We start from the raw sequence: 26,144 nt of genomic DNA, 5'->3' as shown, positions 1-26,144 counted from the left end.
CCGCGCCCGCGCGGTCACGGGCAGTTCGCCGTTGGCCTTCCCGCACCGGCTCCGTGGGCCTGGATCCGGCGCTTCAGGGTGTCTGTGCGTGGCCCGGCGGTCTCCGCACCGCCGGGCCGCACGCGGGTCAGGCGAGGCCGAGCTGCTGGTAGAAGGTGTTGTTGTCCCAGAAGAGGAACTCCTTCTGCATCACGCCGTCCTTGTTCCAGATGCCGACCGTGACCATGTTGATGGAGAACTTCTTGCCCGTCGGCTGGATGAAGCCGCCCTTGCCGTCCGGCATGGGCTTCGTGAAGGTGCCCTGCATGACGCCGGTCACCGAGGTCAGGTTGCCCTTGGCGATGCGGTTCGGGTGTTCGGTGATGCGCGTGTCCGGCGCCCAGACGAACTGGCTCTTCATGTCGGCGATGTGCTGGTCGAGGCCGTCCGTGTAGTGGCCGTCGGGCCAGTGGACGCGGATGTTCTGCGCGTGGCTCTCACCGATCCGGTCCCAGTGCTGACCGGAGTATTCGTTGAAGTCCAGGTCGTCGAAGGTCTCCAGGTTCTTGCGCTCCTCATGGGTCAGGTCGGTCGGCCAGGACGACTCGGCCTGCGAGGTGGCGGCCGGGTTGCCGATCGGTTCCGGGCTGCTCGTGGCCGAGGCTGCCAGGCCGGTTCCGGTGGCTACCGCGGTGAAGACGAGGGCGCCCAGGGCGACGGTGCCCGCGCCCTTCAGGACGTTGCGGCGGTTGATCATGTCGAACCCCTTATCTGCAAGATCACGCTGGGGGGAGGGGATGGGGCGGTTCAGAAGGCGTAGGGGCCGAAGCGGCCCCAGGCCACCTCGGCGGCCAGGACGAACAGGACCAGGGCGACCGGGAGGGCCGCCGCCTCCTTGCGGCGCAGGTGCAGCACGATGGCGCCGAGCATGGTCGCCGCGAGTCCGAGGGCGGCCCAGGCCGCCAGGGCCGACGCGATGCCGAGCGCGGCCGGGACGATCAGCCCCACGGCGCCGAGCACCTCGACGGCGCCGACCGTCTTGACGGCCCCCGGGGAGACGTCCGCGGTCCAAGCCATGCCGGAGGCGGCCAGCTTCTCGCGCGGCTGGCTGATCTTCATCAGCCCGGCCGCCAGAAACACGAGCGCGAGGACGCCGGCAATGACCCACAGGGTGGTGTTCATCAGGGGAATTCCCATCCTTTAGCTTGAATCTTCAAGTCCGAAGCTAACGCGCTCAACTTGAAGCGTCAAGTGTGGAGGATTGGATTTGACTTGAACAATCAAGCTAGGATGAGATCATGGACGCATCTGAACCCCGCTGGCTGAACGCCGAGGAGAGGCAGACCTGGCTCTCCCTGGCCGCCATGGTGATCAACCTGTCGAACGCGCTGGACACCCAGTTGCAGCGCGACGCCCAGATCACCCACTTCGAGTACCAGGTCCTCGCCACCCTGTCCGAGGCCGCCGAACGCACCATGCGGATGAGCGAGCTGGCGGTCCTCACCAACGGATCGCTCTCGCGCCTGTCCCACGTGGTCAAGCGCCTGGAGAAGCAGGACTGGGTGCGCCGCACCCCCGATCCGGACAACGGCCGCTACACCCTGGCCATCCTCACCGAAACGGGCTGGGAGAAGGTCGTCGCCACCGCCCCCGGCCACGTCGAGGAGGTCCGCCGCCTCGTCTTCGACCCGCTCACCCAGGCCCAGCAGCGCACCTTGCGCGCCATCGGCCAGCGCGTCAACCAGGCCATCGACCCCACCGACACCTGCCCGCAGTGACGATGCACCCCGCCCCTCACCCCGGCCCGCCCCGCGGAAGGCTCACCGTGTCCTCGTCATCCGCCCCCGTCGTGCCCGCCGGCGCCTACGACGAGTTCCTGCCCGGCGCGACTGGGCCCCCGCCGACGGCCCCCTGCCCGCCCTGTACCTCAGCCACGGCGCCCCGCCGCTGCTCGACGACGACCCCTGGCTGCGCCAGCTCCTGGACCGGGCCCAGAACCTGCCCAGACCCAAGGCGATCCTGATCACCGGGCGCTGATCGAGGTCCTGTTGCTGCACCGGCAGCTGCCCGCCGATGCGGTCGTCGCCGGGACGGAGGCCGTCCTGCGGACCGGTTCCTGCAGCGCGGAACTGGTGGCGATCGAGGCCCGCAAGGCCCAGGAGACTCCGGGAGCTCTCCAGGAGCCGGTCAAGGGTGTGGAGGAAGACCCGGTTCAGGCCGAGGCGCTGGCCCGGCTCGGCATCGCACCCGAGGCCAGGGGCAACGTGATCTCCCTGCACGCCCGCCGCCCGCTGCCGGCCGACACGCGGCCGCTGCCCTCGCTGTCGAAGTACGACCGGTTGCTCAAGCACCGGGCCACCGAGGAAGGAACGGCATGACCCTCACCACCGCGAACAGCACCGCCGGGCTGCGTGAGCTGACCCTGATCGAGACGGGCATCGAGTCCTACCGGCTGGCCGCCACCGAAGCCGAGCACCAGCCGGGCCGCTGACCAGCCGAGCCGGGAGCGGAGGACCGGCGGTCGAGGTGACGCGATGTCACGGCTGTCCGCCGAGCCCGAGCTTCGTCACCCCGAACGGGGAGAAGATCATGTGGGCAGCCCAGCCGTGGTGGATGAGAGCGATCTGGGAAGGCACTGGCGTCACCGGATAGATGGCCTGGCCCCGCGACCAGTTCGCGAGCAGGCCCTCGGTGGTGTCGACCGCGGAGACGACCATCGTCACCTGGAGCTTCCCGTCGCCCCACGTGTTCCACAGGGCCCACCCCTCGGGCCGGGCCTCGACCCCGAGACGGGCGCACGCCTCCTCATAGGTCTCCTCCATGCCCTCCGGCATCGCCCCAGGACGCAGAATCACCACGCCCGCGAGCTTCAGCTCGGGGCGATCCGCCTCATCGTCGAGGCAGCCGTCCCCGAGGAAGTGGTAGTGGCGAAGCCCCCGGGCCAGCGCGTTCACCGCCCGCTGCAGGGGCGTCGCATCCTCTGCTTCGGGCTGATACGAGAGCCAGCTCTCGGCCGAGGCGGCGCCCACAACTATGCCGGCCAGCCGTTCTATTTCTCGCAGGTGGTCGAGTTCGGAGAGTTCAGGTCGCGTCACGGCGGCCAGTCTCGCAGCGGCGCACGGCCGGGGCATCCCACTTTCCAACGCACCAAGACCTGGAAGGGGTCCCCGGACCCCGACCGCGACACCCAGCTCGACCGCATCGAGCACGTCCTGGACCGCTTCCCGGACCGGGTCTTCGCGTTCGACGAGTTCGGCCCGCTCGGCATCCGCCCCACCACCGGATCCGGCTGGGCCCCGGCCGGTCACCCCGAGCGGCACCCCGCGACCTACCACCGCACCCACGGCGTCCGCTACTTCCACGGCTGCTACTCGATCGGCGACGACACCCTCTGGGGTATCAACCGCCGCAAGAAGGGCGCCACCAACACCCTGGCCGCCCTCCGGACGATCCGATCGGCCCGCCCGGACGGCGCCCCGATCTACGTCATCTTGGACAATCTCTCCGTTCACAAGGGCGAGACGATCCGGCGCTGGGCGAAGAAGAATCGGGTCGAGCTGTGCTTCACCCCGACTTACGCGTCATGGGCCAATCCGATCGAGGCCCACTTCGGGCCGCTGCGGCAGTTCGCGATCGCTAACTCCAACCACCGCAACCACGCTGTCCAGACCCGGGCCCTGCACGCCTACCTCCGCTGGCGCAACAACAACGCCCGCCACCCCGACGTCCTCGCCGCCCAGCGGAAGGAGCGGGCTCGCATCCGCAGCGAGAAGGGCCTTCGCTGGGGCGGACATCCTCAGAGGAGGGCCGCTCGGAGCATGTGCCTTCCGGCTGGCAGTTTTCCCACGCAACCAACGCGACTCCAGGTCAGACTGAGCAGCTCGCCCAGCACCAACCGAGATCTCACAACGTAGACCTGGACCCGCTTAACCCCGAATAGCCCGCGAAGCTCGGCTCCGGCCCGACGCCCTGTTCCCAACCGCGCTCGGTCAGTCGCAGCGCATGGCCCGGGACCCGTCTCAGCGGGGTGCGCTGTGCCAGCGCCAGTCCGCCGTCAACCGCTCACGTCCGGGCAGGTCACCGCGGCCCGTGGCCCAGAGCAAGGTCTCCCAGGGGTCGGTGTCCGCCGGAGCGTCGGGGAAGAGGCGGTGCAGCGCCCGGGCGGAGAGGCCGGCCGGGGCGATCCAGTCCAGGCCGAGCCCGCAGGACAGGTCGTAACCGTGGACGAAGAGCTCGACCAGGCCCATGGCCGCCGAACCCTCGGGGTCCGTCGTCCCCATGGGGTGGAAGGCACGTGCCTCCGGCGCCGACGTCCGCACCATCGCGATGTGGAGCGCCCCGCAGGCCTCCACCACCTGCACCAGGCCCTCGACCCCGGACTCGCGCTCACTGGAGATCACGCTCCACGGCCTGCCCGGTGCGGACCGATGATTGACGAACGACAGGAAGTCCTCGACGGGCGGTGACTGCTGGGCAAGCTGCGTGCCGTAAAAGAAGAAGCAGTCAGCGAGGTGTTCGGCGGTCTCCCAGCAGTCCATGTCCAGCGTCCCGGCCGGACGGCTCCAGTCCGCAGAGAGGGCGGCCGGCTGGCGCAGCAGCGCGACCACCAGCCGCAGACCTTCGGCAAGGTCGTCCGTCGTGACCGGCCCGATGGGCGGGAGCAGATCAGTCGAGGTCATGCGCGGGCGCCACCTTCGTTACGTCGTCGAGCAGCAGAACATCCGCACCCTAGTGATCCACTCAGACGCCCGCAATGGAATTGATCTCCACGCACAAGCCGCCGGCCCCAAGGGCACCACACCCTCGGGGCCGCCACGCCAAGCAGATCTACCAGCACCCCGGCGAACCTTCCCGGTCACAGCACTAGTTGGGGCACGAGGCGGAAGCGGGCGATGTCGTACTGGATGGCCACTTTGCCCTTGCAGGTGCGGCCCGTTGAGCCCGCAGGGGCACGCAGCTGGACATCGGGCAGTCGTGCGATTTCCACCCGCTTGAAGTCATTGCTCACGGCCCCGACTGTTTCATGAGGGCGTTTCAGGGGTTCAGTGATTTGCAACAACTCATGAAACGCCGTTCGTCCTGGAGACGGCCGCCGGGCGAAGGCGTTTCGTCGGCGAACACAAATGAGACGCGGGACCGATCACGATTCCGACCGTGCTCTCGGTTTCATAGCGTTGCGGAGGTGCCGGCATCGGGGTGAGGCGCGTGGGTTTCCTGGTTTTGGATCTCCGTGGCGGCTCGATGCAGCTCGGTGAGGACGGTTCGGACGGCTCGTCGTGCGGTGCGTTCCGGTCGGTGGAGGACGTCGATGTGGCGTCGGGCGTGCACTTCGCCCAACGGCCGCAGGACGAGGTCCGGGTGCTCGCGGGCTGTCCAGCGGGGCATCAGTGCCAGGCCGCCGCCGGCGGCTACGGCCTCGGCGACCACGGCGAATTCGTTGATGCGGTGGGCGATGTCGAGGCGGCGGCCCGCGACACTGGCGATGGCTTCGATGGTGGACATGAGCGGGAAGCCGTCGTGGACGGTGATCCAGGGCTGGTCGGCCACGTCATGTGGGAAGAGCAGCGGTTTGGAGGCCAGCGGGTGGCCGACCGGAAGGGCGACATCGAGTGGCTCTCGCAGCAGAGTGCTGGCAGTGACGGTGCGAGGCCAGCGCGGGCTGTGGTCGAGGCGGTGGGCGAGAACAAGGTCGTAGTCACGGGTGAGGGCGGGGAAGCGGTCCTGGGCGACGTCTTCGTCGGCGAGGGCCAGTCGTGGGTGGCCCGGCCCGGCAAGGCTTCGCAGCAGCAGGGGGAAGAACGCGGAGGCCGCGCTGTGGAACGCCGCCAGCGAGACGTCGCCGTCGGGCTGCTCGGCGAAGTCGGTGACGGTGTGTCGTGCCCGGGCCAGGGCCGTCTCCACCTCGATGGCGGCGCGGGCCAGGGCTTGCCCGGCTTCGGTCAGCACCACCCGGCGCCCGGCGCGCTCGGTGAGCGGGACGAGGGTCGAGCGCTGCAACAGGCGCAACTGCTGGGAGATCGCGGAAGGCGTCACGTGCAGTGCCTCGGCGACCGCGCTGACACTGCCCAGTTCTCCCAGTTCCCGCAGGATCTGAAGTTGCCGCTCATCCATGCGGACAGTGTAGGACTGCTACAGCTTTGCTTTAGAAGCTGGTGATTGTCTTCAATCTGCTGGTGGTGCAGCGTGAGGGCATGCCCGTTGCACGTCGTACCGACGCAGTGCTGTTCCTGATCGCGCTGGTCTGGGGTTCCAGCTACCTGGCGGCCAAGACGGCCACCGTTGCGCTCCCCGTCGCCACCGTGCTGTTCGCCCGGTACGCGATCTCCGCGCTCGCGTGCGGAGCCCTGGTCGCCTCCCGTCGCCGGGCGCGGCGCTGGACCCGCGCGGAGGTTCGCGCCGGGTCGCTGCTGGGGGTCACGCAGGCAGCCGTTCTGGTACTGGAGACCTACGGGGTCGCGCACACCAGCGCCGCGAACGCCGGGTTGATCATCAGCCTGACCATCGTGCTGACGCCGTTGCTGGACCGGACCGCGGGAAGCCGCAGACTGCCCTGGACGTTCTTCGCCGCCGCCGGTCTGTGCGTGCTGGCCGTCGGGCTGCTCACCTCCAGCACCGGGTTGCACGCGCTACGGCTCGGCGACGCCCTGGTGCTCGCCGCCGCGGTCGTGCGGGCCGGGCACGTCGCGCTCGTCGGACGGCTCACCGCCCGCCGCTCCATGGACCCGCTCCACCTGACGACCGCCCAGACCGTGGTCGGCTCGGCGCTGTTCCTGATGCCGGCCCTCATTCACCTGTCCGACCTGGCCCACAGCAGCGCCACGACATGGTCGCAGCTGATCTATCTCGCCCTGTTCTGCAGCGTGTTTGCTTTCCTCGCCCAGACCTGGGCCGTGCAGCGCACGTCCGCCAGCCGGGCCAGCCTGCTGCTGGGCACCGAGCCGATCTGGGCCGTCGCGATCGGGATCAGCCTCGGCGGCGAACGGCTCACCGTGTGGGCCTCCCTCGGCGCCGTGCTCATGATCGCTGGAACGTACTGGGGCCAGGCCATCGAACGCACCCACCGCACCACCACCACCGAAACCGTGGAAGAGGACAGAACGTGCCCCACCCCGACACCTACCAGCGTCTGATCGCCTTGTTCGACAGCACCCGGACTCCCTACCGGCTCATCGACCACGAACCGGACGGCACCACGGAATCGGTCAGTGCCCTGCGCGGTCACCCCGTCTCCCATGCGGCCAAGTGCCTCATCCTCAGGGTCAAGACCGACCGGCGCACCACCCGCCACGTGCTCGCGGTCGTCCCCGGCGACCGGCGCGTCGACCTGGACGCCGTCCGCCAGCTGTTCGACGCCCGCTACGTCGGGTTCAGCGACGCGGCGACCGCCGAACGACTGGCCCACGCCGTCCCCGGCACCGTCCTCCCCTTCGCGTTCGATCCCGATCTCGAACTCGTCGCCGACCCTGAGCTCGTCACCCGGCCACGGCTCTACTTCAACACCGCCCGCCTCGACCGCTCCGCCGTCATCTCCGGCGCCGACTACGTCCGGCTCGCCCACCCGCGGATCGAACGCATCGCCGCCCCCGGCGACGTCGGCGCCCAAGCACCCGCACCGGTGTGAGCGCACCACCTACACGGGCGGGGAGGCTCTGGGCCAGTCGCCGGACGGGGTCCTTCTACCAGGTCGCCCCGCCCCGCCTCAGGACTTCGTCGATACCCGGGCCCGGTGGCAACGGCGCGTCTACCGTCCAGGCCGAATGCTGATCACGGGGGTGTACGGAAGGGGCCGCGCAGTGGGGCGGGATCTGGGTCTGGACGCGCTGGTCTTCACCGACCCCACCAGGGGCCGGCCAAGGTGGCTGCAAGACCCACATTGAGATGATCTTGTAAACCGATCCGCCGTCAGTTGGTCTGGAGGGCGGCGAAGTCGGCATGGGCCTGCTCGACGGCTTCGGGGTGCGCCTGAGCCTTCTCGTGCTCGGCGAGCGCCCGGTAGATGCTGGCCAGGCCGGGGTTCTGGCCCTTGCGCTTGCCGGTGGGGATGATCAGGTCGGGGCGGATCTGCTCGACGGACTCGCCGGCCGCCCGGCGCCGCAGCACGGTGTGCAGCATGTCGTCGGTGATGACGGGGGGCCGGCCGCCGTGCTTGCCCTTGCGGGCGGCGGCGTCGAGTCCTTCGAGGGTGGCTTCGCGGATGCTCTCGCAACCAAGATCATCCCATGGCCCGTTTCTGCCGTATCCGGGACACACCCCCACTGGAGAGGAACCGCCTCCATGCCGCCCATTCCCGCTGACCCCACCGTGCTCCACCCGATGCCCGAGCACCCGCGCGTGATTCTGCTCAAGCAACTGGTGAAGTCGCCGCTGATCGAGGTCGGTGACTTCACCTACTACGACGATCCGGACGACCCGACCGCGTTCGAGACGCGCAACGTCCTGTACCACTACGGGCCCGAGCGGCTCGTCATCGGCAAGTACTGCGCCCTGGGGACGGGCACCCGGTTCATCATGAACGGCGCCAACCACCGCATGGACGGTCCTTCCACCTTCCCGTTCCCCACCATGGGGGGCTCCTGGGCGGAACACTTCGACCTGATCACCGACCTGCCCGGCCGGGGCGACACGGTCGTCGGCAACGACGTGTGGTTCGGCCACGGCGCCACGGTCATGCCGGGCGTACGCATCGGGCACGGCGCGATCATCGCCGCCGGCGCCGTGGTCACCGGCGACGTCCCCGACTACGGCATCGTCGGCGGCAACCCCGCCCGGCTCATCCGCACCCGCTACGACGCTGCGGACATCGCCCGACTCCTCGCAGTGGCGTGGTGGGACTGGCCGCTCCAGCACATCACCGAACACATCCGCACGATCATGTCCGGCAGCATCGACGACCTGGAGAACGCGGCGCCCGGGCATGTGGACACGGAACGTCCGGACCCGACGACCCCCAGTGCCACGGACCGTTGAACGAACCCGGCCCAGGTGTCGTCGCGATCGGCGAAAGTTCCCACTTCATCAACGAGTTCGCATCCATGCGCGAGCCATCCTGCGGTTCCTGACCGAGCACTGCGGATTCACCGTCCTGGCCTTCGAGTACGACCTCAGCGAAGGCTTCCCCCTTGACGCATGGGCCCAGGGTGAGGGGACGGACGACGACCTGTCGGCCCCGTGGCCTTGTTCATGAGTTGCGGCAGCGAATGTACGCGACTTTGAACAGCACCATGAACCGGTCGTGTTCGATGTTCACGAGAAGCGACAGCACCGCCTGATGCGGTACCGGGGTCTCCTCAGCGTCGGTTGCCTGCCGGCCGGGCTCCGGTGGTCAGACCGGGGGTGACCAGGGCGAGCCAACGGGCCCGGGCCGCGGGCGATTGGTCGGTGGGAGCGGTGGAGAACAGCAGGTAGATGTCACCGACGGTGACGTCGGGGTGGATGTCGCCATCGGACTGGCCAGCCCGGATGAGTGCGGCAACGGCGTTGCTGCCGCGGTCCTCGTTGGCGTGGTCGCCCGGCTCCGCGCCCAGCGTCTGGGCGGCCGCCTTCACGGCGCGGTCGGTGACGGACTGCTCGACGACGCGGCCGAGGAAGGCGGTCAGCTCGTCCGCGGCCCGGGCTCCGGCGGCGACGCGGGCGAGGACGGCTTCGGCGTCGTCGGCGACGCGGGCGACGCACTCGGCGACGACGGCGGCGACCAGGTCCGTCTTGGTGGGGAAGTGCCGGTACAGGGTGCCCACGGCCACGCCCGCAGCGGCGGCTATCTCGTCCATGCCGACCTCGGGACCGTGCTGGGTGATCTGCTCACCGGCGGCGGTGAGGATCTTCCGTCGGTTGCGGACCGCGTCGGCGCGCGGCGCCCTGGCCTGGGTCACGGAACTCGCCTGCCCTTTCACTTGCATCAAGATGAACCAAGGTTCAGGATAGATGGTGAACCACAGTTCATATTACCTGTGAGGACTACCGCCATGCCCGCCAAGACCGCCCTTGTCACCGGTGCCTCCTCCGGCATCGGCGAGGCCACCGCCCTCAAGCTCCACGAGCTCGGCTACACCGTCTACGGGGCCGCCCGCCGCACCGACCGCCTGGCCAAGCTCGCCGACCGCGGCATCCGCCCACTGGCCATGGACGTCACCGACGACACCTCGATGCAGACCGGCATCGACAAGATCATCGCGAAGACCGGCCGGATCGACGTGCTGGCCAACATCGCCGGCTACGGCTCCTACGGCGCCCTCGAAGACGTGCCCCTGGACGAGGCCCGCTACCAGTTCGAGGTCAACGTCTCGGCGCGGTCCGCCTGACCCAGCTCGTGCTGCCCCACATGCGCGCCCAGCGCTGCGGCACCGTCGTCAACGTGACCTCGATGGGCGGCAAGATCTACACCCCGCTCGGCGGCTGGTACCACGGCACCAAGTTCGCCTTGGAAGCCCTCAGCGACTGCCTGCGCCTGGAGGCCAAGCCCTTCGGCATCGACGTCGTCGTCATCGAGCCGGGCGGCATCGCCACCGAATGGGGTGCCATCGCCGCCGACAAGCTGGAGAAGTCCTCCACCAGTGGCGCCTACGCCACCCAGGCCGCCGCCGTGGCTTCCTCCCTGCGCTCCGAGGCCAACGCGAAGCGCAACTCCCCGCCGGGCGTCATCGCCGACGCCATCGGCAAGGCCGTCACCGCCCGCCGCCCCAAGACCCGCTACGCCAGCGGCTTCGGCGCCCGCCCCCTCATCGCCCTGCGCCGTCTCCTGCCCGACCGCGCCTTCGACACCGTCATCTCCCGCGCCGTCGGCCTGCCGCGCTGAACCATCCGGGACAGTCGAGGTCGGCAGGGTGCTGTCGAATCTCGCGAACTGTTCGACGGCCGTCGCCGCTCAAGTGCCTCCCAAACTCGTCAACAAGTGCTGTCACAACTCGTGAACAGAGCCAGCCCCGGACTCCTATCTTTGACCCCAGCCGCAAACTAGCGGTCAGTGCTTCGTGGCCGCGGTCTTCTTGGGTTGGCGGGGCACAGTCTTCTCGCGGTCCAGGTGCCCGTACACCGTCGAGCGGGGCACGCCGAACAGGTCGGCGATCTGCTGGACAGTCTTCTCGCGTGCGTCGTAGAGCTGCTGGGCGAGCGCGGCCTGGTCCACAGTGAGCCTCGGCCGGCGTCCGCCGACCCGGCCCCTGGCGCGGGCCGAGGCCAGGCCGTCCATCGTGTTTGCCACGATCAGCTCGCGTTGGAGCTCGGCAAGTACCGACAGCATCCCGAACATCGCCCGACCCTCCATGGTGGCGGTGTCGATTTCGGCGAGGACCTGCTGCAGCAGCATGGTGTTGATGTGGACGAGGGCGGACTGGAGCAGGTGGAGGGCGAGCATCGAGGTCTCGGCGTGCTCCTTGTCCGGGCCGGTCAGGGCGCCGTCCTTGCCGTAGTGGAGCACGGTGTTCGCGCTGTTCCAGTTCTCCACGACCTGGAGCCCGCCGTGGATCTCGCGCCGTAGGCCAGGGTCGGCCAGGTAGTCGCAAGTTCTGTGGAATCTGGTTTGTCAAGTTTGTGGTCGCCGTGGACCGTGGGGTTTGGCCGGCTCCCACGCACCGCCAGCAACGAGGAACGCCACGTGCCACCTGCGCCGTCCTCCGGTACTCATGAGGTTTTGGTCGTGGCTTGGAGTGTCCCGAGCGCGGCCATGCGGCGTATGACGGGGATGGGGATGACGGGGTTGTGGGCAGCGTGCTCGGCGCTGTGGGCATCGAGCAGCAGCGTCACCAGCGCATCCGGCGGAATGGAGGGGTTGAGCCATGCTCGCCAGCGCACGCCTTGGTCGGTGTCGGCAGCCAGTCTTCGGAGCGATTCCGGCGAGAGGCGTTGGTCCTGGCCGGCGGCTCTGCGCACGATCGGATCGGGGTCGTAGCTGAGCTGCTCGACGAGTGCGCTCGTTGAGGCCGGGTCGTCGAGGGCGAGGGCTCGCAGGCGCGGGTTCGGGTCTGTCGCGTAGCGCAGCAGGCCGTCGCGGGGGAAGTTGGGGTGATTGTGCGGTCGGCCGGGGAAGGACAGGCTCCCTTCCCACCATGCGGCCACCTCCAGGAGCATCTCTGGTGGAGCGTCGTCGCATGACTCGGCGAGAAAGAGCCGCACGACGCGATCCTGGTCGCGGGCGAGCGCGGCCGCCACGTCTGTGGGCAGGCGTGGTGCTCTTGCGACGCTGCGGCGAATCAGCAGTTTCGGCGAGGCCGCGAGCTGACGCATGGCTTCGGCGTTCTCGTGCAGGGCGCCGATCCACCAAAGCGCGGTCGTCTGGCCGTCCGGGTCGATGTCCGGCACTTCGGCGGCCATCGCCGTGATCTCCTCCGGTGTCTTGGGCGGCGTGGCGTCGGGGTGCGGAGCACGGCCGATGCCACGGCCGCCGCGGGAGAGTCGCCTGGCGGCCAGCTGCTCTCCCGCGAGCTCTGCGAAGAGCTCGCGCAGCCCCGGATTCGGCGTGGCGGCGACGAGCCGGTCCCACTGTGTGGCCGAGAGGCGGCCGGACTCCGCAGCAATGACGCGCACGCGCCTGGCATCGTGGACGACCGCGGCATCCATGATCTCTGGCGGAAGGTCCTCCCGCCAGAGGAAGCCTGTCTCGTCGGCATCCAGAAGGGTAAGGAGCACGTCGACAGGCGCCGAGCGGTTGAAACCGAGCCCAGAGAGCCAGGAGAGGGCTACTCGCCGATCGAGGTCGGTAGCTGCAGTCAGCCTGGCCCAGGCCCCGTCAGGCTCATCGGCAGCGTGTATATCGGTCATTGGCCAAGGCTAGAACACTGGACTGGACCATCAGCCGACCCGAGGTCGGGCGCACTGCGACCAGAGCATCGAACTGGCATTGGCGGGAACGGACCGCGCCGCGCTGGCGCGGCGCGGGTGACAGGTCTCGCGTCCGGATCGGTGCCAGCTCAGGTGTGTCCCTGGCGGACATCGACGATCGGCAGCAGCGTTGCAGTGGCGGGGATGCCGATCTGACGGGGCGTCGGCCCCGCCGGGGTGGGCACGTCGGTCAGTCGCACCAGGAGTTGATCGAGCGCGGCCTGGCCGTCGTCGACCGCAGCCTGCTCGTCATCGGTGAGCGGGATGCTGGCCAGCATCCGCTGAAGATTGTCCTTGGCCTCCAGTAGCTGGCCCTTGGTAGAGGCCTTCGGCGTGTAGAAGTCGCACCGGGCGCAGGCCATCCGGTGCTGGCACTGCTCGAAGAACGTGTAGGTGCAGTAGCCGTGGCCCATGTCGTAGTACTGCCAGGGCTCCCCGGCCGCGGCGGCGCCGGAGGTGACGGCGTCGCGGTCGACGAGGACTTCGATGGTGCGGACGTTGCGGGCGAAGTAGCCGGCGTCGTTGTATGCCCTGGCGAGCGTGTTCGGGGTGATCGCCGGCACAACCACATCGCCTCAACACCGGTGCGCTTCATGGGCATCGGCATCCGGGCGGCCGGTAGTTCCTTGCCTCCCGCCCTGGCCCCGGTCGCCGACTACCTTCGCCGGATCGATCCCGAAACCCTGCCGGTCGTCCAGGAGGCGATGCGGATCGCCGAATCGTTCGCCGGTGGCTCTGCGGCCGTCGCCGCGCCCGCGTGGGCACGCCTGGCCACCGCCGAACAGGACGCCCTCAGCGCGACCCTGGCACGCCTGCTCATCCGGTTCCGCTCCGTCGAACCGCTGTATGTCTCCCGCGCCGACCAGCACAGCTTCGACATCGCCGTGCGCCGACTCGAAGGCGCCTGCCACGCCGACTACACCTTCCGCGCCATGGCCGACCTCTTCGCCGGCAAAGGGCTGACCGCCGACACCTCAGCCCGCGACATCTACATGGCCGAGTCGGTCCTGTGACACCTGGACCGCTTCCCACCCGGCACCCGCGTCGTGCTGGCGGCTCACAACGCCCACATCCAGAAGACACCGGTGTCCTCCCGGTCGAGCAGACGTCGCGCGGGGAAAGCACCTTGCCGGGGCCGGGGCGGCGGTGGGTGACGAACACCGGCCCGCGGGTACAGCTTCCGGTATCCGGGCAAGGCCGATGATTACGCGGCGGGGTCGAATCGGCCTCCGGAGTGCTGGATCAGGGCGCCTCTCACCTCTGAAGCGAAGAGTTCACGGTTCGTCCCTCGGGCGGGCGGAAGGGTGTAGATGACGCAGCCGCCGCTGAAGGCCGCTTGCCTGGGCATTCCAGGGGGCAGGGAGGTGCCGTCTGCCAGCCAGGCCACGACGAAGTGCCGTGAGTGGATACGAACCAGTCCGATTCGGGCGATCCGGTCCCATGTGATGGTGGCGCGGAATGCGCGCGACTGGGCCCGCACGCCGGATGGATCGACCTGAAGTCGGTCCCGCCGCGCCAGGCCGCGACGGAGTAAGAGGGCAGCACAGCCGATCAGAACGGCTCCGCCGATTGCCGGAAAGACGTGCTTGGCCAGTTGGGGCGCCGAGAACCCGAGGACCACAAGGCCGAGGGCAAGTGTGACCAGGCCCCAGAAGGCGGCCATGACACGGGGGACGGGACTTCCGGTGAAGAGGTATCCGGCGGCGCTGTCGGACACTGAGCCTGCGGCGTCGGAGCGACCGGGCCCGACCGGCGGACTCCGGTCCGGTTCGGGGGCGCGGGACTCCGGACGAGAGGGGCGTGCGGGGACCCTGATCGGCCCGGCGGTTGTGGGGACATGGGTTCGGTCGAGTTGTCGCAGTGCCTGGGAGAGGCTGGCGGCGTTCGGGTACCGCTGTGTGGGGTCTTTGTGCAGCAGGGTGAGCACGAGGTCGTCCCAGGCGGGTGGGATGTCCGTGGAGACCGAGCTGGGGGTGGGGGGTTCCTGGGTGAGATGGGCCGAGAGGTATCCCAAGGCGTCGGGGGCCTGGAAGGGCAACTGGCCTGTGATCAGCTCGAAGAGAATGCAGCCGAGTGCGTACAGGTCGCTGCGCGGTTCCGGGAGGCCACGTGCTTGTTCGGGCGCCATGTACGGAGGTGTGCCCACGATGAAGCCGGTCCGGGTGAGCCGGTCCGCGGTCGCGTAGGGGTCGGCCGCCCTCGCGACGCCGAAATCGAGGACCTTCACGACGCCGGAAGTCGTGATGAGGATGTTGGAGGGCTTGATGTCCCGGTGCATGATCCCGGCTTCGTGCGCGTCAGCAAGTGCGTCACATATCTGTACGCCCCATCGGGCAGCGTCCTGCAAGGTGACAGCGCCTTTGCGCAGCATCGCGTCCAGGCCCTCGCCTCGTACCAGCTCCATCACCAGGAACGGGACCCTGCTGTCCCCCGTGCCGGTCTCACCGAAGTCGTGGATGGTCACGATGTTGGGGTGCTGCAACTGGGCGGTGATCCGTGCCTCGCGCAGGAACCTGGCGCGTGCCTCATCGCCGCGGCTTCCGCCACCGGCGAGCAGGGAGATCAGCTTGACTGCGACGGGCCGGCCCAGCGTCTCGTCCTGCGCCTCCCACACCTGCCCCATTCCACCTTCGCCGAGCTGCCGCACCAACCGGTAACGGCCCCCGAGGAGCTGGTCCCGCGCTGTCACGCCTGCCCCGTTTCGAACATCCTGTCCTCCTGAGCGGTCTCCCACATCTGGGTCGGCGAGGTAAGCACCCCACGCTCGGCCACCGGCCCATCTGCCACGCGGAAGCCCCCTCGTCGCGCACACAGCTACGGCCAAAGCGACCGTAGCGCAGGCGACTTCGACGCGTCCGGGCATCCGCAGTTCCCCTGCACTCGGCAACGAATCCCCAGCTCACCCGTGCACGCAACTGACAGACCCGGTCTGATCTCCCGGTCAGTCCCGCTGGTAGTGCGCGAGGTACCCGGCGAGCTCGTCGTCCATGGTCTCGCCGCCGTACCCGTGCAGCGCGCACCAGAGGCGGTTCTCCACCCAGAAGCGGTACGCGAACTCCTCGAACGAGGAAGCGCACCAGGCGATGGCCCCGAACCAGTCCAGCGGCACGCCCGGTTCGTCCGGCTCGGGCGCGTCCTCGAGGTCCAGCGGGGAGGCCACCACGAAGGCTTCGCCAGTGGGACGGAGGTAGAGGTACCAGTGCACGCAGTCCTGCTGGTCGCGCAGGAAACGGACCAGGAAGGCGCCGGGCTCCACCGGGCTCGGTATCGGCGATGAAACGTCCGTCCAGCAGGCCGTGGCCGACACCGCGTCCAGGGCCCGGTGGCTCCCGGCGCCGGTCTGGAAAGCGGTGAAGTCGGCGGGCAGCACCAGCCCGGCGCCCGCCAGCCCGGCGGCAACGGCGTCGAGGTGTTCGGCGAGCTCCGGCACCACTGGGCCCGTGCCGCCGAGCCACCCGAACCCGCCGTCGAAACGAGCCGGGTCCAGCGGTGGCAGCGTGTCGGAGCCGTACCACTGGTAGGTGCCGCCGCACGGGCGGTGCGGACCGAGGTCGGTGGCGCACCAGAAGGCTTGGAAGACGGGTCGGTAGGTCGATCCGGTGCCGGCGGTCATGGTGCTCCTCGGTGCGAGCTGCTGTGTCACCACGCATCCTGTCGACCGGGACTGACAGCCCGCAGGTTCACGGCCCCGCTTCCGAGCCCTGCACGGGTCACGTTCCCCCATGGACATGGCAGGTTCGAGTGGATGCTGCCCCATGGCGGGGAGAGGTCCAGCCTCGCCTCTTCCTCTTCCTGCCGTTCACATGAACAGCGGGTCGGCCGGCTACGGCCACGGGTAGCCCACCTGCTCCGGGTTGTAGCCTCCGGGCCATGCCGGTCGGGCACGACAACGGAGGGGCCCGGAGCGACAGGCACCCCATCCAACCCCATCCAGCCCCTTCCTGATCACCACCGGATACGCGCCCCGGTGGCAGTGTCAGTGCCCCGTGGCACTGTGCGCCCCATGATCAACAACCTTGAGGGCATCGACCTCGTCGACTGGTCGTCCATGGGCCACGCCTACGGCCCGGCCGACGAAGTCCCGCTGTGGCTGGAGCAGATGGCCTCGCCCGACCCCGACGTCCGGGAGAAGGCCTTCAGCAGCTTCTACAGCGCGGCCCATCACCAGGGCGGCGTCTACTCGTGCACGGCAGCGAGCCTGCCGTTCCTGCTCGCGCTCGCCGACGACCCCCGGGTGCCCGACCGCGCGGCCGTCATCCGGCTGCTGCTCAGCATCGGCAGGGCGGCGCTGGACTGCGACCCCTACGGCGTCTACTACGGTCCGTCCGGCCATGCGTCGACGCCCCATGCGGATGTCGTGCCCCCGATGCGTGAGCGTGTCGAGGACTTCGTCCGGCACGCGGCCGACCCGGACCCGCGGGTGCGGCAGGCCGCCGTCCCGGCCCTGGGGCTGTTCCTCGACGACGCCGACCGGGCGTTCGCCCTGCTGCGCGAGCGGCTGGCGGCCGAGAGCGGCACCGCGGAGCGGCTCCTGGCCATCGACACGGCCGCGACACTGGCCCGGCGGCTGCCCGCCGCGCTCGGCCCGGTGACGACCTGGTTCGCCACCCTGGCGGCCGACACCGCGCTGGACTCCGACATCCGGCTCGCCGCCCTCGTCCACCGGGCCGCCTGCACACAGGAGGTGATCGACGCCGACCTCGTCCCGACGGCGACCGACCTGCTCCAGCAGCTCACACCCGCACCCGCACCCCAGGGCGAGGCCGAGGGCGAGGCCGACGCCCAGCCGGCCGACTGCGGGCAGTGCACCTGCCCGGACGTCGCCACCGCCGCACCGGCACCGGCACCGGCACCGGCACCGAACCAGGGTGTCCCGCCGCAGCTCGCCGCGGTCTTCGCCGACCTCGACCGGCACGACCGGGTACACGCCCCGACCACCGAACTGCTGACCACCCTTCACCAGGTCCTGGACACCCGGCTGCCCGAGCGCACGGCCCTGCTCACCGCCCAACTCCGCAGCCCGGACCGGGCCACCCGGTACGACGCCATCAAGATGGCCAAGGCCCTGATCGGCTCCTGGCGCGGCGACCACTCCGGCCTCGTCCGGCTGCTCGCCGACTGCCTGCTGCCCCACGACCCGTACACCGCCGCCGAAGCGGCCGAGACCCTCGGCCAACTCCCCACCACCCTCGCCGAACCCGCCCGCGAGGCCCTCGCCGCCCTCGTCGAAGCCCACCGCACCACCCACGGACCGAACGTGTGGGCCACACCGCACCCCCTGCTGCGCCGGGCCCACCAGGAGGCAGTCACGGCACTGGCCCGCCTCGGTGACGAGCGCGCCCTGCCCGGACTGCTGACGGCACTGGACACCGACGCCGACGCCTGGCGCGCGGTGCAGGCCGCCGGTCACCTCCCGCAGGCCGCCGCTGAGCTGCTGCCCAGGCTCTCCCGGCGCCTGGCCGACGCGGACTTCTCCCAGGACTGGTACTGGTCGGACGCCTGCGCGCTGGTCGCCGCCCTCCGCCGGCTCGGCGACCCGGCGGCCGTGCCCGCACTCACCGCAGCCGTCACCGCCTCCGTCCGGCACGAGCAGTGGCGCGGCGCAGCCGCGGCCCTCGACGCGCTGGCCCACTTCGGCACCGGCGCCGCCTCCGCCCTGGAGACGGTCCGGCCGCTCGCCGACGCCGAGGACCTGGACGTGCGCCTCGCCGCGGCCGAAGCCCTGTGGGCCCTCGAAGGCGACCCCGCGGATGCCGTGCCGCGGCTGACCGACCTGCTCGACACCCACAAGCAGCAGGAAGCGGCCGACGCCCTCGGCCGGATCGGAGCGCCGGCGGCCGCGGCCCTGCCCCACCTGCGGCAGATGCTCCGAGCCGGGAACGAGTGGACCCGGGTGCACGCCGCCGCCGCGATCCACGACATCGGCGGCCCGGCCGAGGCAGCGGTCGTCCTGCCGGTACTGCTGGAGGCCTGGGAGAAGAACGACGCGACCGCCAACCACGTACTGAAGTGCCTGCGGCGGATGGGCCCCGCCGCCGCGCCCGCTTTCCCCCGGATCCGCGCGGAACTTGCCCTGGCCCGCCGCAGCGGCGACTTCCTCAGGAGCGTCGAGAACGACGAGGCACTGCAGCGCGACGGCCTGGCCGTCATCGACCATCTGGCCTGAGGCCGCGCCCGCCAGCTGCGCCCGTGGGGAGGGGCGCCGCGCACGAAGCCGGTGATCATCACTGCGGAGGCTGGGAACACCCCCGTCAGGCTTCGGGCGGAGACGGCGCGGCACGGTCTCACCAGGGAATCGGCCCGTCCTCGGCCAGAAGGGCGCCCGTCGGGCCGTCCTCGCCCACGGTCGCCAGGTCGACCGCGATGGCCGCGCCCTCCTCCGGCGTGCGCATCCCGCTGTGGCGGTTGAGGTCGGTCGCACAGTAGCCGGGACTCACCGCGTTGACCAGGATCCCTTCGGCGCGCAGTTCGTTGGCGTAGAGCACGGTGATCGCGTTCAGCGCGCTCTTCGAGGTGCAGTACGGGAGGAGAACCGAGTAGTAGGAGGACCACGGGCTGCCCGGGTCGGCCTGGTGGGTGAGGGAGCCGAGTTCGCTGGACATGTTGACGATGCGTGCGGCGGCGGAGCGGCGGAGCAGGGGGAGCATGGCGTGGGTCACCGCGATGACGCCGAACACGTTGGTCTCGTAGACCTGCCGGACGGTGGCGGCGGGGGTTTCACTCGGTGCTTGCGGTCCGGCGGCGATCGCGGCGTTGTTGACGAGGATGTCGAGGCGGCCGAACGTGGCGTCGATGTGCTTGGCGGCGGCCTGGACCGAGATCTCGTCGGTGACGTCCAGCGGTACGAACCGTACGTCGGCGCCGTCGGCGCGAAGCTCCTCGGCCGCCGCCTCGCCACGCTCGGCGTTGCGGGCGCCGATCAGCACGGTGATGCCGAGGGCTGCGAGCCTGCGCGCCGTTTCCTTGCCGATGCCCTTGTTCGCACCGGTGATCAGAGCAGTCTTCTGCGGAGTCGTCATGGCACCCAGCCTGCCCTCGCCCACGGGCGGCAGGGAAAGACCGGAAGAGTCTGGATCTATAGTCGCTAGATATGACTGAGCTGGATGTGCGGGAGCTGAGGTACTTCATCGCGGTCGCCGAGGAACTGAACTTCAGTCGGGCCGCGCAGCGCCTGGGGATGGCGCAGCCCCCGCTGTCGAAGACGATCGCTCAGATGGAGTCCCGGCTCGGTGTGCGCCTGCTGGAACGCACCACCCGGCGGGTGAGCCTGACCACCGCCGGTCAGGTGCTGCTCGACCAGGCCCGGATCGCGGTCGACGCGGTGCACGCGGCGGCCCGGCGTGCACGCCGGGCCGGTCAGCCGACACCCCAGCTCGTCGTGGCGGTCAAGCCGGGAGGCGATGCCGGACTGCTGCGGGAGATCCTCGCCGCCTACCGGGGAACGGGTTCGCATCTGCCGCCACCTGAAGTCGTCGTCGGCGGCAGTGGAGAGCCGATCGCCATGCTGCGGGACGGCCGTGCCGATGTGGCGCTGCTGCGCAGCCCGTTCGACGGTCAAGGGCTGGATTCCCAGACGCTCGTGGTCGAGCCGCGACTGGCCGTTCTCCCCGCCGCGCACCGCCTGGCCGGACGCGAGCTACTGCGGCTGGCCGACCTCAAGAGCGAACCGATCCCACGCTGGAAGGGGGCTGCCCCCTCCACCACCGCCTACTACACGGGATGCGACGGAGCGGAGGCAGGCGACGGCCACACCGGCCCGGCGCCGGCCGACACTCCTGAGGGGCCGCTCGTGGCCAGCGTCGAGCAACTCCTGGAGGTGGTCGCGCTGGGCCAGGCGGTGGCGTTCCTGGCGCTCTCCACCACCAAGCGGCACCAGCGCCCGGACATCGCCTACCGGCCGGTCACCGGCCTCAGCCCCAGCGCGGTCGTGGTCGCCTGGCCGGAGACCTCGCGATCCGCAGCCGTCGCCGCCTTCGTCCAAGCCGCCCACGACGTCGCCGCCCACCACCCCGACCACCTGAACGCACTGGCCTACTGACCGGGGGCACTCACCCGTCCCGCTATGGCGATCACCGCAGGACCAGTGTCAGACCACCACCAGTGCGAAGAAAGGCCGGCACCCCCTCACCCGCCACCGCCATGTGCTGTTACCTCCGAGTCCGTCCGGGCCCGACGTGGTTCCAGTCCGGAGCGGGCAGGGACTGCGCAGTCATCTGAACCAGCGTCTTTGGGGGGAGAGCCGGCGATACCAAGGACCTCGAAGAGTTCTGGCGAGGTTCTCGACCACCTCGATCGTAAGCTCGCGGGAATCGTCCTCAAAGCACCTGTGAACCTCGGACAAGGCTCTTCTGGCAGGCCCGCCATCGAAGAGTCGGGCATCGGCCTCGACTCCGGATCTCCCCTTAAGGATCTCATCGCGGAGCTTGTCATCGTTCGACGCGGAATGAGCGAATTTCAGCAACAGTGCTACGTGCTCCCGGTATTGCCGCGCCAGGTAGCCTGCACGGGCACGCGACCGTTCGAAGAACGCACCAAGGACCAACCCGACAGCCGCACCGGCCACTCCGACAATGGCGACCGTGATCCGTACATCCACATCAGCAGGTTCGGGTCACAGTGCGTCATTTGCAAGGAAGCTCCCCCACGCACTCGACGGCGACAACACCGGCCCATTGCACGCTCCACCCGTGCCGCGCCACCATCCGGAATCCGGAACTCCTCGTGTAGAGGGCGGACCGCCCCCTGCCGCCCCGCACGTGCAGTACGAGACCGACGCGCGGGACTGGCATCGTCGCGGTCTTCCGGGTCTCCTCCAGGTCCCGCAGGGTGGGTGCTTCGAGCCCATCCCGTACCGGGCCAGTGCCGTCACCGGACCTCCGGCTCCGCGGCGGAGAACTCCCGGTAGCCGAACGTGCCTGCCCGGCGGTGTGGTGCTTCTTCTCCGTCGCGGTGCCCGTCGGAGCTGGCCGCCGGGCAGGTCGCCGACTGTCAGTCGATGCCTTCGATGATGCGGAAGTCGCGCTCGACGCCGTCGGAGAGCGCGACCAGCGCCTCCTGGTAGGCCTCACTCTCGTGCGCCGCGACGGCCTGTTCGAAGCTGTCGAACTCGATCAGGACGGTGCGCTCGGCGATTCCGGCGTCGTGTGCGACGACCCGACCGTCACGGGCGAGGGTCCGCCCGCCCCCGGCCCGGACGGCCGGACCGGCCAGCTTGTTGTAGGCAGCCAGCTTCTCAGGGTCTGAAATGGTGCGGTAGACACTGACCCAGTAGCCTTTTGGCACGGAACCCCCCAGTGTTCGTGTGAGCACATCTGACTTCGAATATGTAATTCAGATCGATCGTACCCAACGACGGGACGCCGGGGTGGTTCGGAGAGCACGCCGGTCAGCCGACCCGGCGGTCGCCGTGCGGAACTCGCGGTCAGCATCCTGAGTAGTAGGCAGCGTCGGCGACCGGCCGGGTCCCGTTGCGCATCGGCCGCAGGCACAGCGTCCGCGCCAAGCACGCCATGCGGTGCAGTGACAGGGGCGACGCCGAACACCGTCACGACATCCGGCTCCACCCCGCACATCCCGACCAGAACCTCACCATGTACGTACAGCGGATCGAACTGGCCGGCTGGCACCTGGTCGAACAGACCTTCAGCGACGACGGCGCCGACCGCCGGTGCTCGCTGCGCTTCGCCTGCCCCGAGGGCTGACCACGACGCGGCCCGGATTGCCGGCATACGAGCTGGAGGAAGGGGCCTGACCCCCGCCCGCCCATGGCCCGGTCCTCAACCCGACCTCCTGGGACGTGCTCCTGGAGCCGCCCGCACGAGAGTGACGAACGCCCTCCGGCGCCACTGTCCCCGATCACGGCCTCCGACAGGCTCACGGGAGCAAGGTGGCGCGGCCGAGCAGGAGGTCAGGAGGAGAGGACGCTGCGGAGGACGGCTCGAAGATCCGCCGCCGTGTCAGTGCCGCGCCAGGCCACGTGTCCGTCGGGGCGGATCAGGACTGCTGCCGCGCCGCTGTCGGTGCCGATGAGGCGTTCCCACTGCCCCGGGGTGCGTTCCCCCCGGGTGCCGGTGTTGACCGCCTGGACGTTGAGGGGGATTCCCTCCTTCTGTGCGGCTTCGGCCTGTCGCCGCCACGCCGGGCTGTCCGTCGCGGTGAGCAGGGTGAAGCCGGGGCCGACGAGATCGAGGGTGGACGTCACGCCTGCGGGCCCGTCGCTGAGGCGGACGTGCGGCATGCGCGCTCCCGGACGGGAGACGGGACGGTAGTAGCCGCCCGGATGCAACGCCGCGACCTCAGGCGCCGTGTCCGTGTCCGGGACAACCGCGGTCGAGGCGTAGGCGGCGGTCAGGAGGAGTTCGTCGTCGATGCGGTAGCCGGCACGGGCTCGGGCGTTGGCGGTGGAGATGTCGATGACCTGGCGGGCGACGGGCCTGCGTTCGGCCTCGTAGGTGTCGAGCAGGGCGTCGCCGGCGTAGCCGGCGGTGACGGCCGCGAGTTTCCAGGCGAGGTTGTCCACGTCGCCGATGCCGGTGTTCATACCGTGCCCGCCGGTCGGCGGGATGAGGTGGGCCGCGTCGCCCGCCAGCAGGACGCGGGAACGGCGGTAGGCGGTGGCGAGCTGGGCGTCCATGCGCCAGGTCATCGTGTCGCGGACCGTCACGTCCAGGTCCGGGATTCCCGCGGCAGTGCGGATGAGCTCGGTCAGGTGCCCGGGGTCGGACGGATCCACGGCCGGCTCCGCGTCCTGGGTGAGCGGGTACTGGTAGATCCAGTGCCGGTCGTTGTCGACCGCCATGAAACCGCCCCGGCCGGGGGCGGTGAGGAAGTACGAGGCGCTGGCACGGTCGGCCACCACCGGGCCGAGCGGCGCCTCGAAGCGGATACTCAGATAGCGCCCCAGACCGGTGGGCCCCTCCATGGCGATCCCCGCCCCGTTTCGGACAGGGCTCGCGGCGCCGTCGCAGCCGATCAGCCAGTCCGCGCGCACCTCGCGCCGGGCCCCGGTGGCCGCGTCCTCCACCACGGCCAGCACACCCCGGCCGTCGTCCGCGAAGGAGACCAGCCGCGTCCCGAACCGGATCCGAGGGCCGGCCAGGGCCTCGGCGCACCGCAGCAGGACGGGTTCCAGGGCGTCCTGGGAGCAGATGATTCCGGGCGAGGGCGTGCGCTCATCACCGTCGTCGGACTGCTCGGCGAGGCCGGTGCGGACGAAGCCGGGATCGACGAGGTCGTGGCCGCGGTAGAAGTAGACCTGCTCGCCCGAAAGGCCCGCGGAGCGGACAGCTTCTTCCAGGCCGATGCGCCGGAAGATCTCCATGGAACGCGCCGAGACGCCGCGGGCCTTGGGGTGGCTCGAGGTCGCCCCGCGGGCCTCGACCAGCACATGGTCCACCCCGTACCCGGACAGCAGGACCGACAGCGTCAAACCGACCGGCCCGCCCCCGACGACCAGCACCGACGTCTGCGACACAGCCATGGCAAACCCCTTCCCCCACGGGATGTAACGTCTAAATTCAATTTAGACGTTAACATAGGCGTGGGAACCTCGACCTGCCACGGGAGACACGGATGCACCAGGGATTCGACGACGACAATCCACGCGGCCTGTACTTCCTGGCCGACCTGGTCAACACCGTCCAGGACCAGGCCGAGACCACCGCGGCCGAACTGGAGGCCGTGACACAACGACACGGCGGCCCGCCCCTCCAGCTCACCGACACCGCAGCACGGGAGATGCGCGAAGCCACAGCGACCATCGCCGCCATCCTGGACATCAAGGACGAAGACCAGGCCGCCGACGCCATCAACGCCCTCCTCGACCAGTACCCCGCCAGGCCCCGACTCGTCCGCCTGCCCGAACGCCGCTGGTCGCTCCACGCCCAGGCCCCGGATGACGCGCAACCAGCTCACTGGCTCCTGTCCACCGCCGCCCTCGCACTGGCACTCTGGCTCGGCGAACGCGGCTACTGCGCCTGGGGCCGCTGCGCCGCCCCAGGATGCGACCGCTACTTCATCGACACCGGCCGACGCACCCCACAGCGCTACTGCTCCACCCGCTGCGGCACCCGGGTACGCGTCGCCACCCACAGGAACCGGAACGGGCGATGAGCCGAAGCTCCTCCCAACGCAACAAGCTTCAAGAACTCGGCCGCTCTTCGCCCCGAGGCAGTGCCGTCCGTGAGCGCGAACATCGTGAACGCCAGCGGCCACGGCCAGGCCTCGGCTCCGTCGGTCGTTGCGGACCACGTACGGGATCTTGAGACCACGAGCAGCCCATGGCAGGCTCATGCCGCATGATCGATGAATTCGCGAAGGACAACCTGCACACGAGACTGCGGCGGGACCGCGAAGCACTGCTCTGGAAACTCGACGGCTTGTCCGAGTACGACGCCCGCCGACCTCTGACAGCAACCGGGACCAACCTCCTCGGCCTGGTCAAACACGTCGCCACCGTCGAGGCCAGGTACTTCGGCGAGGTCTTCGACCGCCCTTCCCCGGAACCGCTGCCCCGGTGGCAGGACCACGACGGCAGCGACCAGTGGGCGACCGAGGACGAGACCCGCGATCAGATCATCGCCTTCTACCGGCGCACGTGGGAACACTCGGACGCGACGATCAACGAGCTGTCCCTCGACGCCCCCGGCCACGTGCCGTGGTGGCCGGAGCCCCGTCCCAACACCAACCTGTTCGCCGTCATGGTCCATGTCCTCGGCGAGTCCAACCGGCATACCGGGCACGCCGACATCCTGCGCGAGGGCCTCGACGGCCGGACCGGGGTGCGCGCCGAATACGAGAAGCAGATCGACGAGGAAGCCCGTGCGGCCCACTACGCGAAGATCGAGCAGGCCGCCAGGTCGGCCGCACCGACCAAGGCCTAGTGCAGCGCCCCCGTTGCGCGGGAGGTGCTGATACCTGGTCAGGACGGGTGCGGGTGGTTCGACGGCCACTGGTTCGACCGTCGCCTGGTCAGCGTAGTGCTTCGCCTCCTACCCGCCGGGGCTGAGCCGGCCGAGGCACCCTTGGATGCGGCGGGTGTTGTACCAGCCGTCGATGTAGCCGAACGGGGCGAGGTCGGCGTGTTCTCCCGGCAGGTCATGCTCTCCGACACGCTCGACCCCGAGGGGATCACCGCCGACTACGACGCCGGCGTGCTGACCCTGAGGATCCCGGCCGCGGAGAAGGCCAAGTCCCGCAAGTGGCTGACGCCGTCGGCGACGACCTCATGGAGAGTGTCCTGTTCCAGCTGCCGCCCGGCTACGACGTCCTGTTCGCCTGCCCTGTACCCGGCCACCGACCCCAGCGCGACCTTGCCCGCAAGGCCAAGGGCTCCAACAACCGGGCCAAGGCCC

The 26,144-nt window shown here is 69.8% G+C and carries 26 protein-coding genes and 3 pseudogenes; 13 read left to right on the top strand and 16 right to left on the bottom strand.

What is annotated here, in order from left to right; genetic code table 11:
• Positions 1–127: 127 nt before the first annotated feature.
• Both ABTY15_RS33380 and ABTY15_RS33375 read right to left on the bottom strand, forming a co-directional pair.
• Positions 128–736 (bottom strand): ester cyclase, encoded by a 609-nt coding sequence (locus ABTY15_RS33380; RefSeq protein WP_350603976.1) that lies wholly within the window; start codon positions 734–736, stop codon positions 128–130.
• Between the two features lie 50 nt (positions 737–786).
• Entirely contained in the window at positions 787–1,161 is a 375-nt protein-coding gene (locus ABTY15_RS33375; protein WP_350603974.1) for a DoxX family protein, read from the bottom strand.
• A gap of 116 nt (positions 1,162–1,277) precedes the next feature.
• On the opposite strand from ABTY15_RS33375, the gene ABTY15_RS33370 reads away from it, so the two are divergent.
• Together ABTY15_RS33370 and ABTY15_RS33360 are read left to right on the top strand one after the other, a co-directional pair.
• The gene (locus ABTY15_RS33370) at positions 1,278–1,757 is read left to right on the top strand and encodes a MarR family winged helix-turn-helix transcriptional regulator (RefSeq protein WP_350603970.1); all 480 of its coding nucleotides are present in this window, start codon (positions 1,278–1,280) and stop codon (positions 1,755–1,757) included.
• Positions 1,758–2,027: 270 nt separating this feature from the next.
• A complete protein-coding gene (locus ABTY15_RS33360) occupies positions 2,028–2,357 on the top strand; it encodes a hypothetical protein (RefSeq protein WP_350603966.1) in 330 nt (109 codons plus the stop codon).
• Between the two features lie 159 nt (positions 2,358–2,516).
• Here the strand turns inward: ABTY15_RS33360 and ABTY15_RS33355 are convergent, their stop codons facing one another.
• Positions 2,517–3,074, bottom strand: a complete 558-nt coding sequence (locus ABTY15_RS33355) for a hypothetical protein (protein ID WP_350603964.1) — start codon at positions 3,072–3,074, stop codon at positions 2,517–2,519.
• Between ABTY15_RS33355 and ABTY15_RS33350 the strand changes: the two are divergent.
• Positions 3,018–3,791: pseudogene (locus tag ABTY15_RS33350) on the top strand (transposase); the annotation flags it as partial. The gene ABTY15_RS33355 and the pseudogene ABTY15_RS33350 overlap by 57 nt on opposite strands.
• Positions 3,792–3,998: 207 nt before the next feature.
• Here the strand turns inward: ABTY15_RS33350 and ABTY15_RS33345 are convergent.
• The 3 genes from ABTY15_RS33345 to ABTY15_RS33335 all read right to left on the bottom strand — a co-directional run bounded on the left by ABTY15_RS33345 (position 3,999) and on the right by ABTY15_RS33335 (position 6,090).
• Positions 3,999–4,658 carry a DinB family protein gene (locus tag ABTY15_RS33345; protein ID WP_350603960.1) on the bottom strand — a complete coding sequence of 220 codons (660 nt, stop codon included), beginning with the start codon at positions 4,656–4,658 and terminating at the stop codon, positions 3,999–4,001.
• Between the two features lie 176 nt (positions 4,659–4,834).
• The gene (locus tag ABTY15_RS33340) at positions 4,835–4,987 is read right to left on the bottom strand and encodes a hypothetical protein (RefSeq protein ID WP_350603957.1); all 153 of its coding nucleotides are present in this window, start codon (positions 4,985–4,987) and stop codon (positions 4,835–4,837) included.
• Between the two features lie 158 nt (positions 4,988–5,145).
• Entirely contained in the window at positions 5,146–6,090 is a 945-nt protein-coding gene (locus ABTY15_RS33335; RefSeq protein WP_350603954.1) for a LysR family transcriptional regulator, read from the bottom strand.
• An 80-nt stretch (positions 6,091–6,170) separates the two neighbouring features.
• Between ABTY15_RS33335 and ABTY15_RS33330 the strand changes: the two genes are divergently transcribed.
• Together ABTY15_RS33330 and ABTY15_RS33325 are read left to right on the top strand one after the other, a co-directional pair.
• A complete protein-coding gene (locus ABTY15_RS33330; RefSeq protein WP_350603951.1) occupies positions 6,171–7,109 on the top strand; it encodes a DMT family transporter in 939 nt (312 codons plus the stop codon).
• The gene (locus tag ABTY15_RS33325) at positions 7,079–7,600 is read left to right on the top strand and encodes a YbaK/EbsC family protein (RefSeq protein ID WP_350603947.1); all 522 of its coding nucleotides are present in this window, start codon (positions 7,079–7,081) and stop codon (positions 7,598–7,600) included. Before ABTY15_RS33330 ends, ABTY15_RS33325 begins: the two co-directional genes overlap by 31 nt.
• A gap of 281 nt (positions 7,601–7,881) precedes the next feature.
• Here ABTY15_RS33325 and ABTY15_RS33320 read toward each other — a convergent pair whose 3' ends face one another.
• A complete protein-coding gene (locus ABTY15_RS33320; RefSeq protein WP_350603943.1) occupies positions 7,882–8,091 on the bottom strand; it encodes a hypothetical protein in 210 nt (69 codons plus the stop codon).
• A 162-nt stretch (positions 8,092–8,253) separates the two neighbouring features.
• Here ABTY15_RS33320 and ABTY15_RS33315 point away from each other — a divergent pair, with 162 nt between their 5' ends.
• Positions 8,254–8,946 carry a CatB-related O-acetyltransferase gene (locus ABTY15_RS33315; protein ID WP_350603941.1) on the top strand — a complete coding sequence of 231 codons (693 nt, stop codon included), beginning with the start codon at positions 8,254–8,256 and terminating at the stop codon, positions 8,944–8,946.
• Between the two features lie 320 nt (positions 8,947–9,266).
• Here ABTY15_RS33315 and ABTY15_RS33310 read toward each other — a convergent pair whose 3' ends face one another.
• Positions 9,267–9,848 carry a TetR/AcrR family transcriptional regulator gene (locus tag ABTY15_RS33310; RefSeq protein ID WP_350603938.1) on the bottom strand — a complete coding sequence of 194 codons (582 nt, stop codon included), beginning with the start codon at positions 9,846–9,848 and terminating at the stop codon, positions 9,267–9,269.
• A 93-nt stretch (positions 9,849–9,941) separates the two neighbouring features.
• Between ABTY15_RS33310 and ABTY15_RS33305 the strand changes: the two are divergent.
• Positions 9,942–10,771, top strand: a pseudogene (locus ABTY15_RS33305) (oxidoreductase).
• Positions 10,772–10,936: 165 nt separating this feature from the next.
• Here the strand turns inward: ABTY15_RS33305 and ABTY15_RS33300 are convergent.
• The 3 genes from ABTY15_RS33300 to ABTY15_RS33290 form a co-directional block, all read right to left on the bottom strand.
• Positions 10,937–11,467 carry a Tn3 family transposase gene (locus tag ABTY15_RS33300; protein WP_350604044.1) on the bottom strand — a complete coding sequence of 177 codons (531 nt, stop codon included), beginning with the start codon at positions 11,465–11,467 and terminating at the stop codon, positions 10,937–10,939.
• A 128-nt stretch (positions 11,468–11,595) separates the two neighbouring features.
• A complete protein-coding gene (locus ABTY15_RS33295) occupies positions 11,596–12,732 on the bottom strand; it encodes a hypothetical protein (RefSeq protein WP_350603934.1) in 1,137 nt (378 codons plus the stop codon).
• Between the two features lie 149 nt (positions 12,733–12,881).
• Positions 12,882–13,355 (bottom strand): hypothetical protein, encoded by a 474-nt coding sequence (locus tag ABTY15_RS33290; RefSeq protein WP_350603930.1) that lies wholly within the window; start codon positions 13,353–13,355, stop codon positions 12,882–12,884.
• Positions 13,356–13,385: 30 nt separating this feature from the next.
• Here ABTY15_RS33290 and ABTY15_RS33285 point away from each other — a divergent pair, with 30 nt between their 5' ends.
• Positions 13,386–13,805 carry an erythromycin esterase family protein gene (locus ABTY15_RS33285; protein WP_350603928.1) on the top strand — a complete coding sequence of 140 codons (420 nt, stop codon included), beginning with the start codon at positions 13,386–13,388 and terminating at the stop codon, positions 13,803–13,805.
• A 191-nt stretch (positions 13,806–13,996) separates the two neighbouring features.
• Here the strand turns inward: ABTY15_RS33285 and ABTY15_RS33275 are convergent, their stop codons facing one another.
• A complete protein-coding gene (locus tag ABTY15_RS33275; protein WP_350604041.1) occupies positions 13,997–15,439 on the bottom strand; it encodes a serine/threonine-protein kinase in 1,443 nt (480 codons plus the stop codon).
• Positions 15,440–15,733: 294 nt separating this feature from the next.
• Positions 15,734–16,405 (bottom strand): hypothetical protein, encoded by a 672-nt coding sequence (locus ABTY15_RS33270; RefSeq protein ID WP_350603925.1) that lies wholly within the window; start codon positions 16,403–16,405, stop codon positions 15,734–15,736.
• Positions 16,406–16,795: 390 nt separating this feature from the next.
• On the opposite strand from ABTY15_RS33270, the gene ABTY15_RS33265 reads away from it, so the two are divergent.
• Positions 16,796–18,958: a HEAT repeat domain-containing protein gene (locus tag ABTY15_RS33265; protein ID WP_350603922.1), complete on the top strand. Its 2,163-nt coding sequence runs from the start codon at positions 16,796–16,798 to the stop codon at positions 18,956–18,958.
• Positions 18,959–19,076: 118 nt separating this feature from the next.
• On the opposite strand, the gene ABTY15_RS33260 is transcribed toward ABTY15_RS33265, so the two are convergent.
• On the bottom strand, positions 19,077–19,811 hold the full coding sequence (locus ABTY15_RS33260) for an SDR family oxidoreductase (RefSeq protein ID WP_350603920.1): 735 nt from the start codon (positions 19,809–19,811) through the stop codon (positions 19,077–19,079).
• Between the two features lie 71 nt (positions 19,812–19,882).
• Between ABTY15_RS33260 and ABTY15_RS33255 the strand changes: the two genes are divergently transcribed.
• Entirely contained in the window at positions 19,883–20,830 is a 948-nt protein-coding gene (locus tag ABTY15_RS33255; protein WP_350603917.1) for a LysR family transcriptional regulator, read from the top strand.
• A 950-nt stretch (positions 20,831–21,780) separates the two neighbouring features.
• Here the strand turns inward: ABTY15_RS33255 and ABTY15_RS33250 are convergent.
• Positions 21,781–22,074, bottom strand: coding sequence for a DUF1330 domain-containing protein (locus ABTY15_RS33250; RefSeq protein WP_350603913.1), 294 nt, complete (start codon positions 22,072–22,074; stop codon positions 21,781–21,783).
• A 625-nt stretch (positions 22,075–22,699) separates the two neighbouring features.
• Entirely contained in the window at positions 22,700–24,271 is a 1,572-nt protein-coding gene (locus tag ABTY15_RS33245) for an FAD-dependent monooxygenase (RefSeq protein WP_350603911.1), read from the bottom strand.
• A 92-nt stretch (positions 24,272–24,363) separates the two neighbouring features.
• Here ABTY15_RS33245 and ABTY15_RS33240 point away from each other — a divergent pair, with 92 nt between their 5' ends.
• From ABTY15_RS33240 to ABTY15_RS33230, 3 genes and pseudogenes are all read left to right on the top strand, one after another.
• Positions 24,364–24,903, top strand: coding sequence for a CGNR zinc finger domain-containing protein (locus tag ABTY15_RS33240; RefSeq protein ID WP_350603908.1), 540 nt, complete (start codon positions 24,364–24,366; stop codon positions 24,901–24,903).
• A gap of 185 nt (positions 24,904–25,088) precedes the next feature.
• A complete protein-coding gene (locus ABTY15_RS33235) occupies positions 25,089–25,673 on the top strand; it encodes a DinB family protein (RefSeq protein ID WP_350603904.1) in 585 nt (194 codons plus the stop codon).
• Positions 25,674–25,862: 189 nt separating this feature from the next.
• Positions 25,863–25,991: pseudogene (locus tag ABTY15_RS33230) on the top strand (Hsp20/alpha crystallin family protein); the annotation flags it as partial.
• Positions 25,992–26,144 lie beyond the last annotated feature (153 nt).

It is taken from the genome of Kitasatospora sp. NPDC097643, from assembly GCF_040302625.1.
GTDB lineage: Bacteria > Actinomycetota > Actinomycetes > Streptomycetales > Streptomycetaceae > Kitasatospora.
This window is presented reverse-complemented; position numbering and strand designations above follow the sequence as displayed.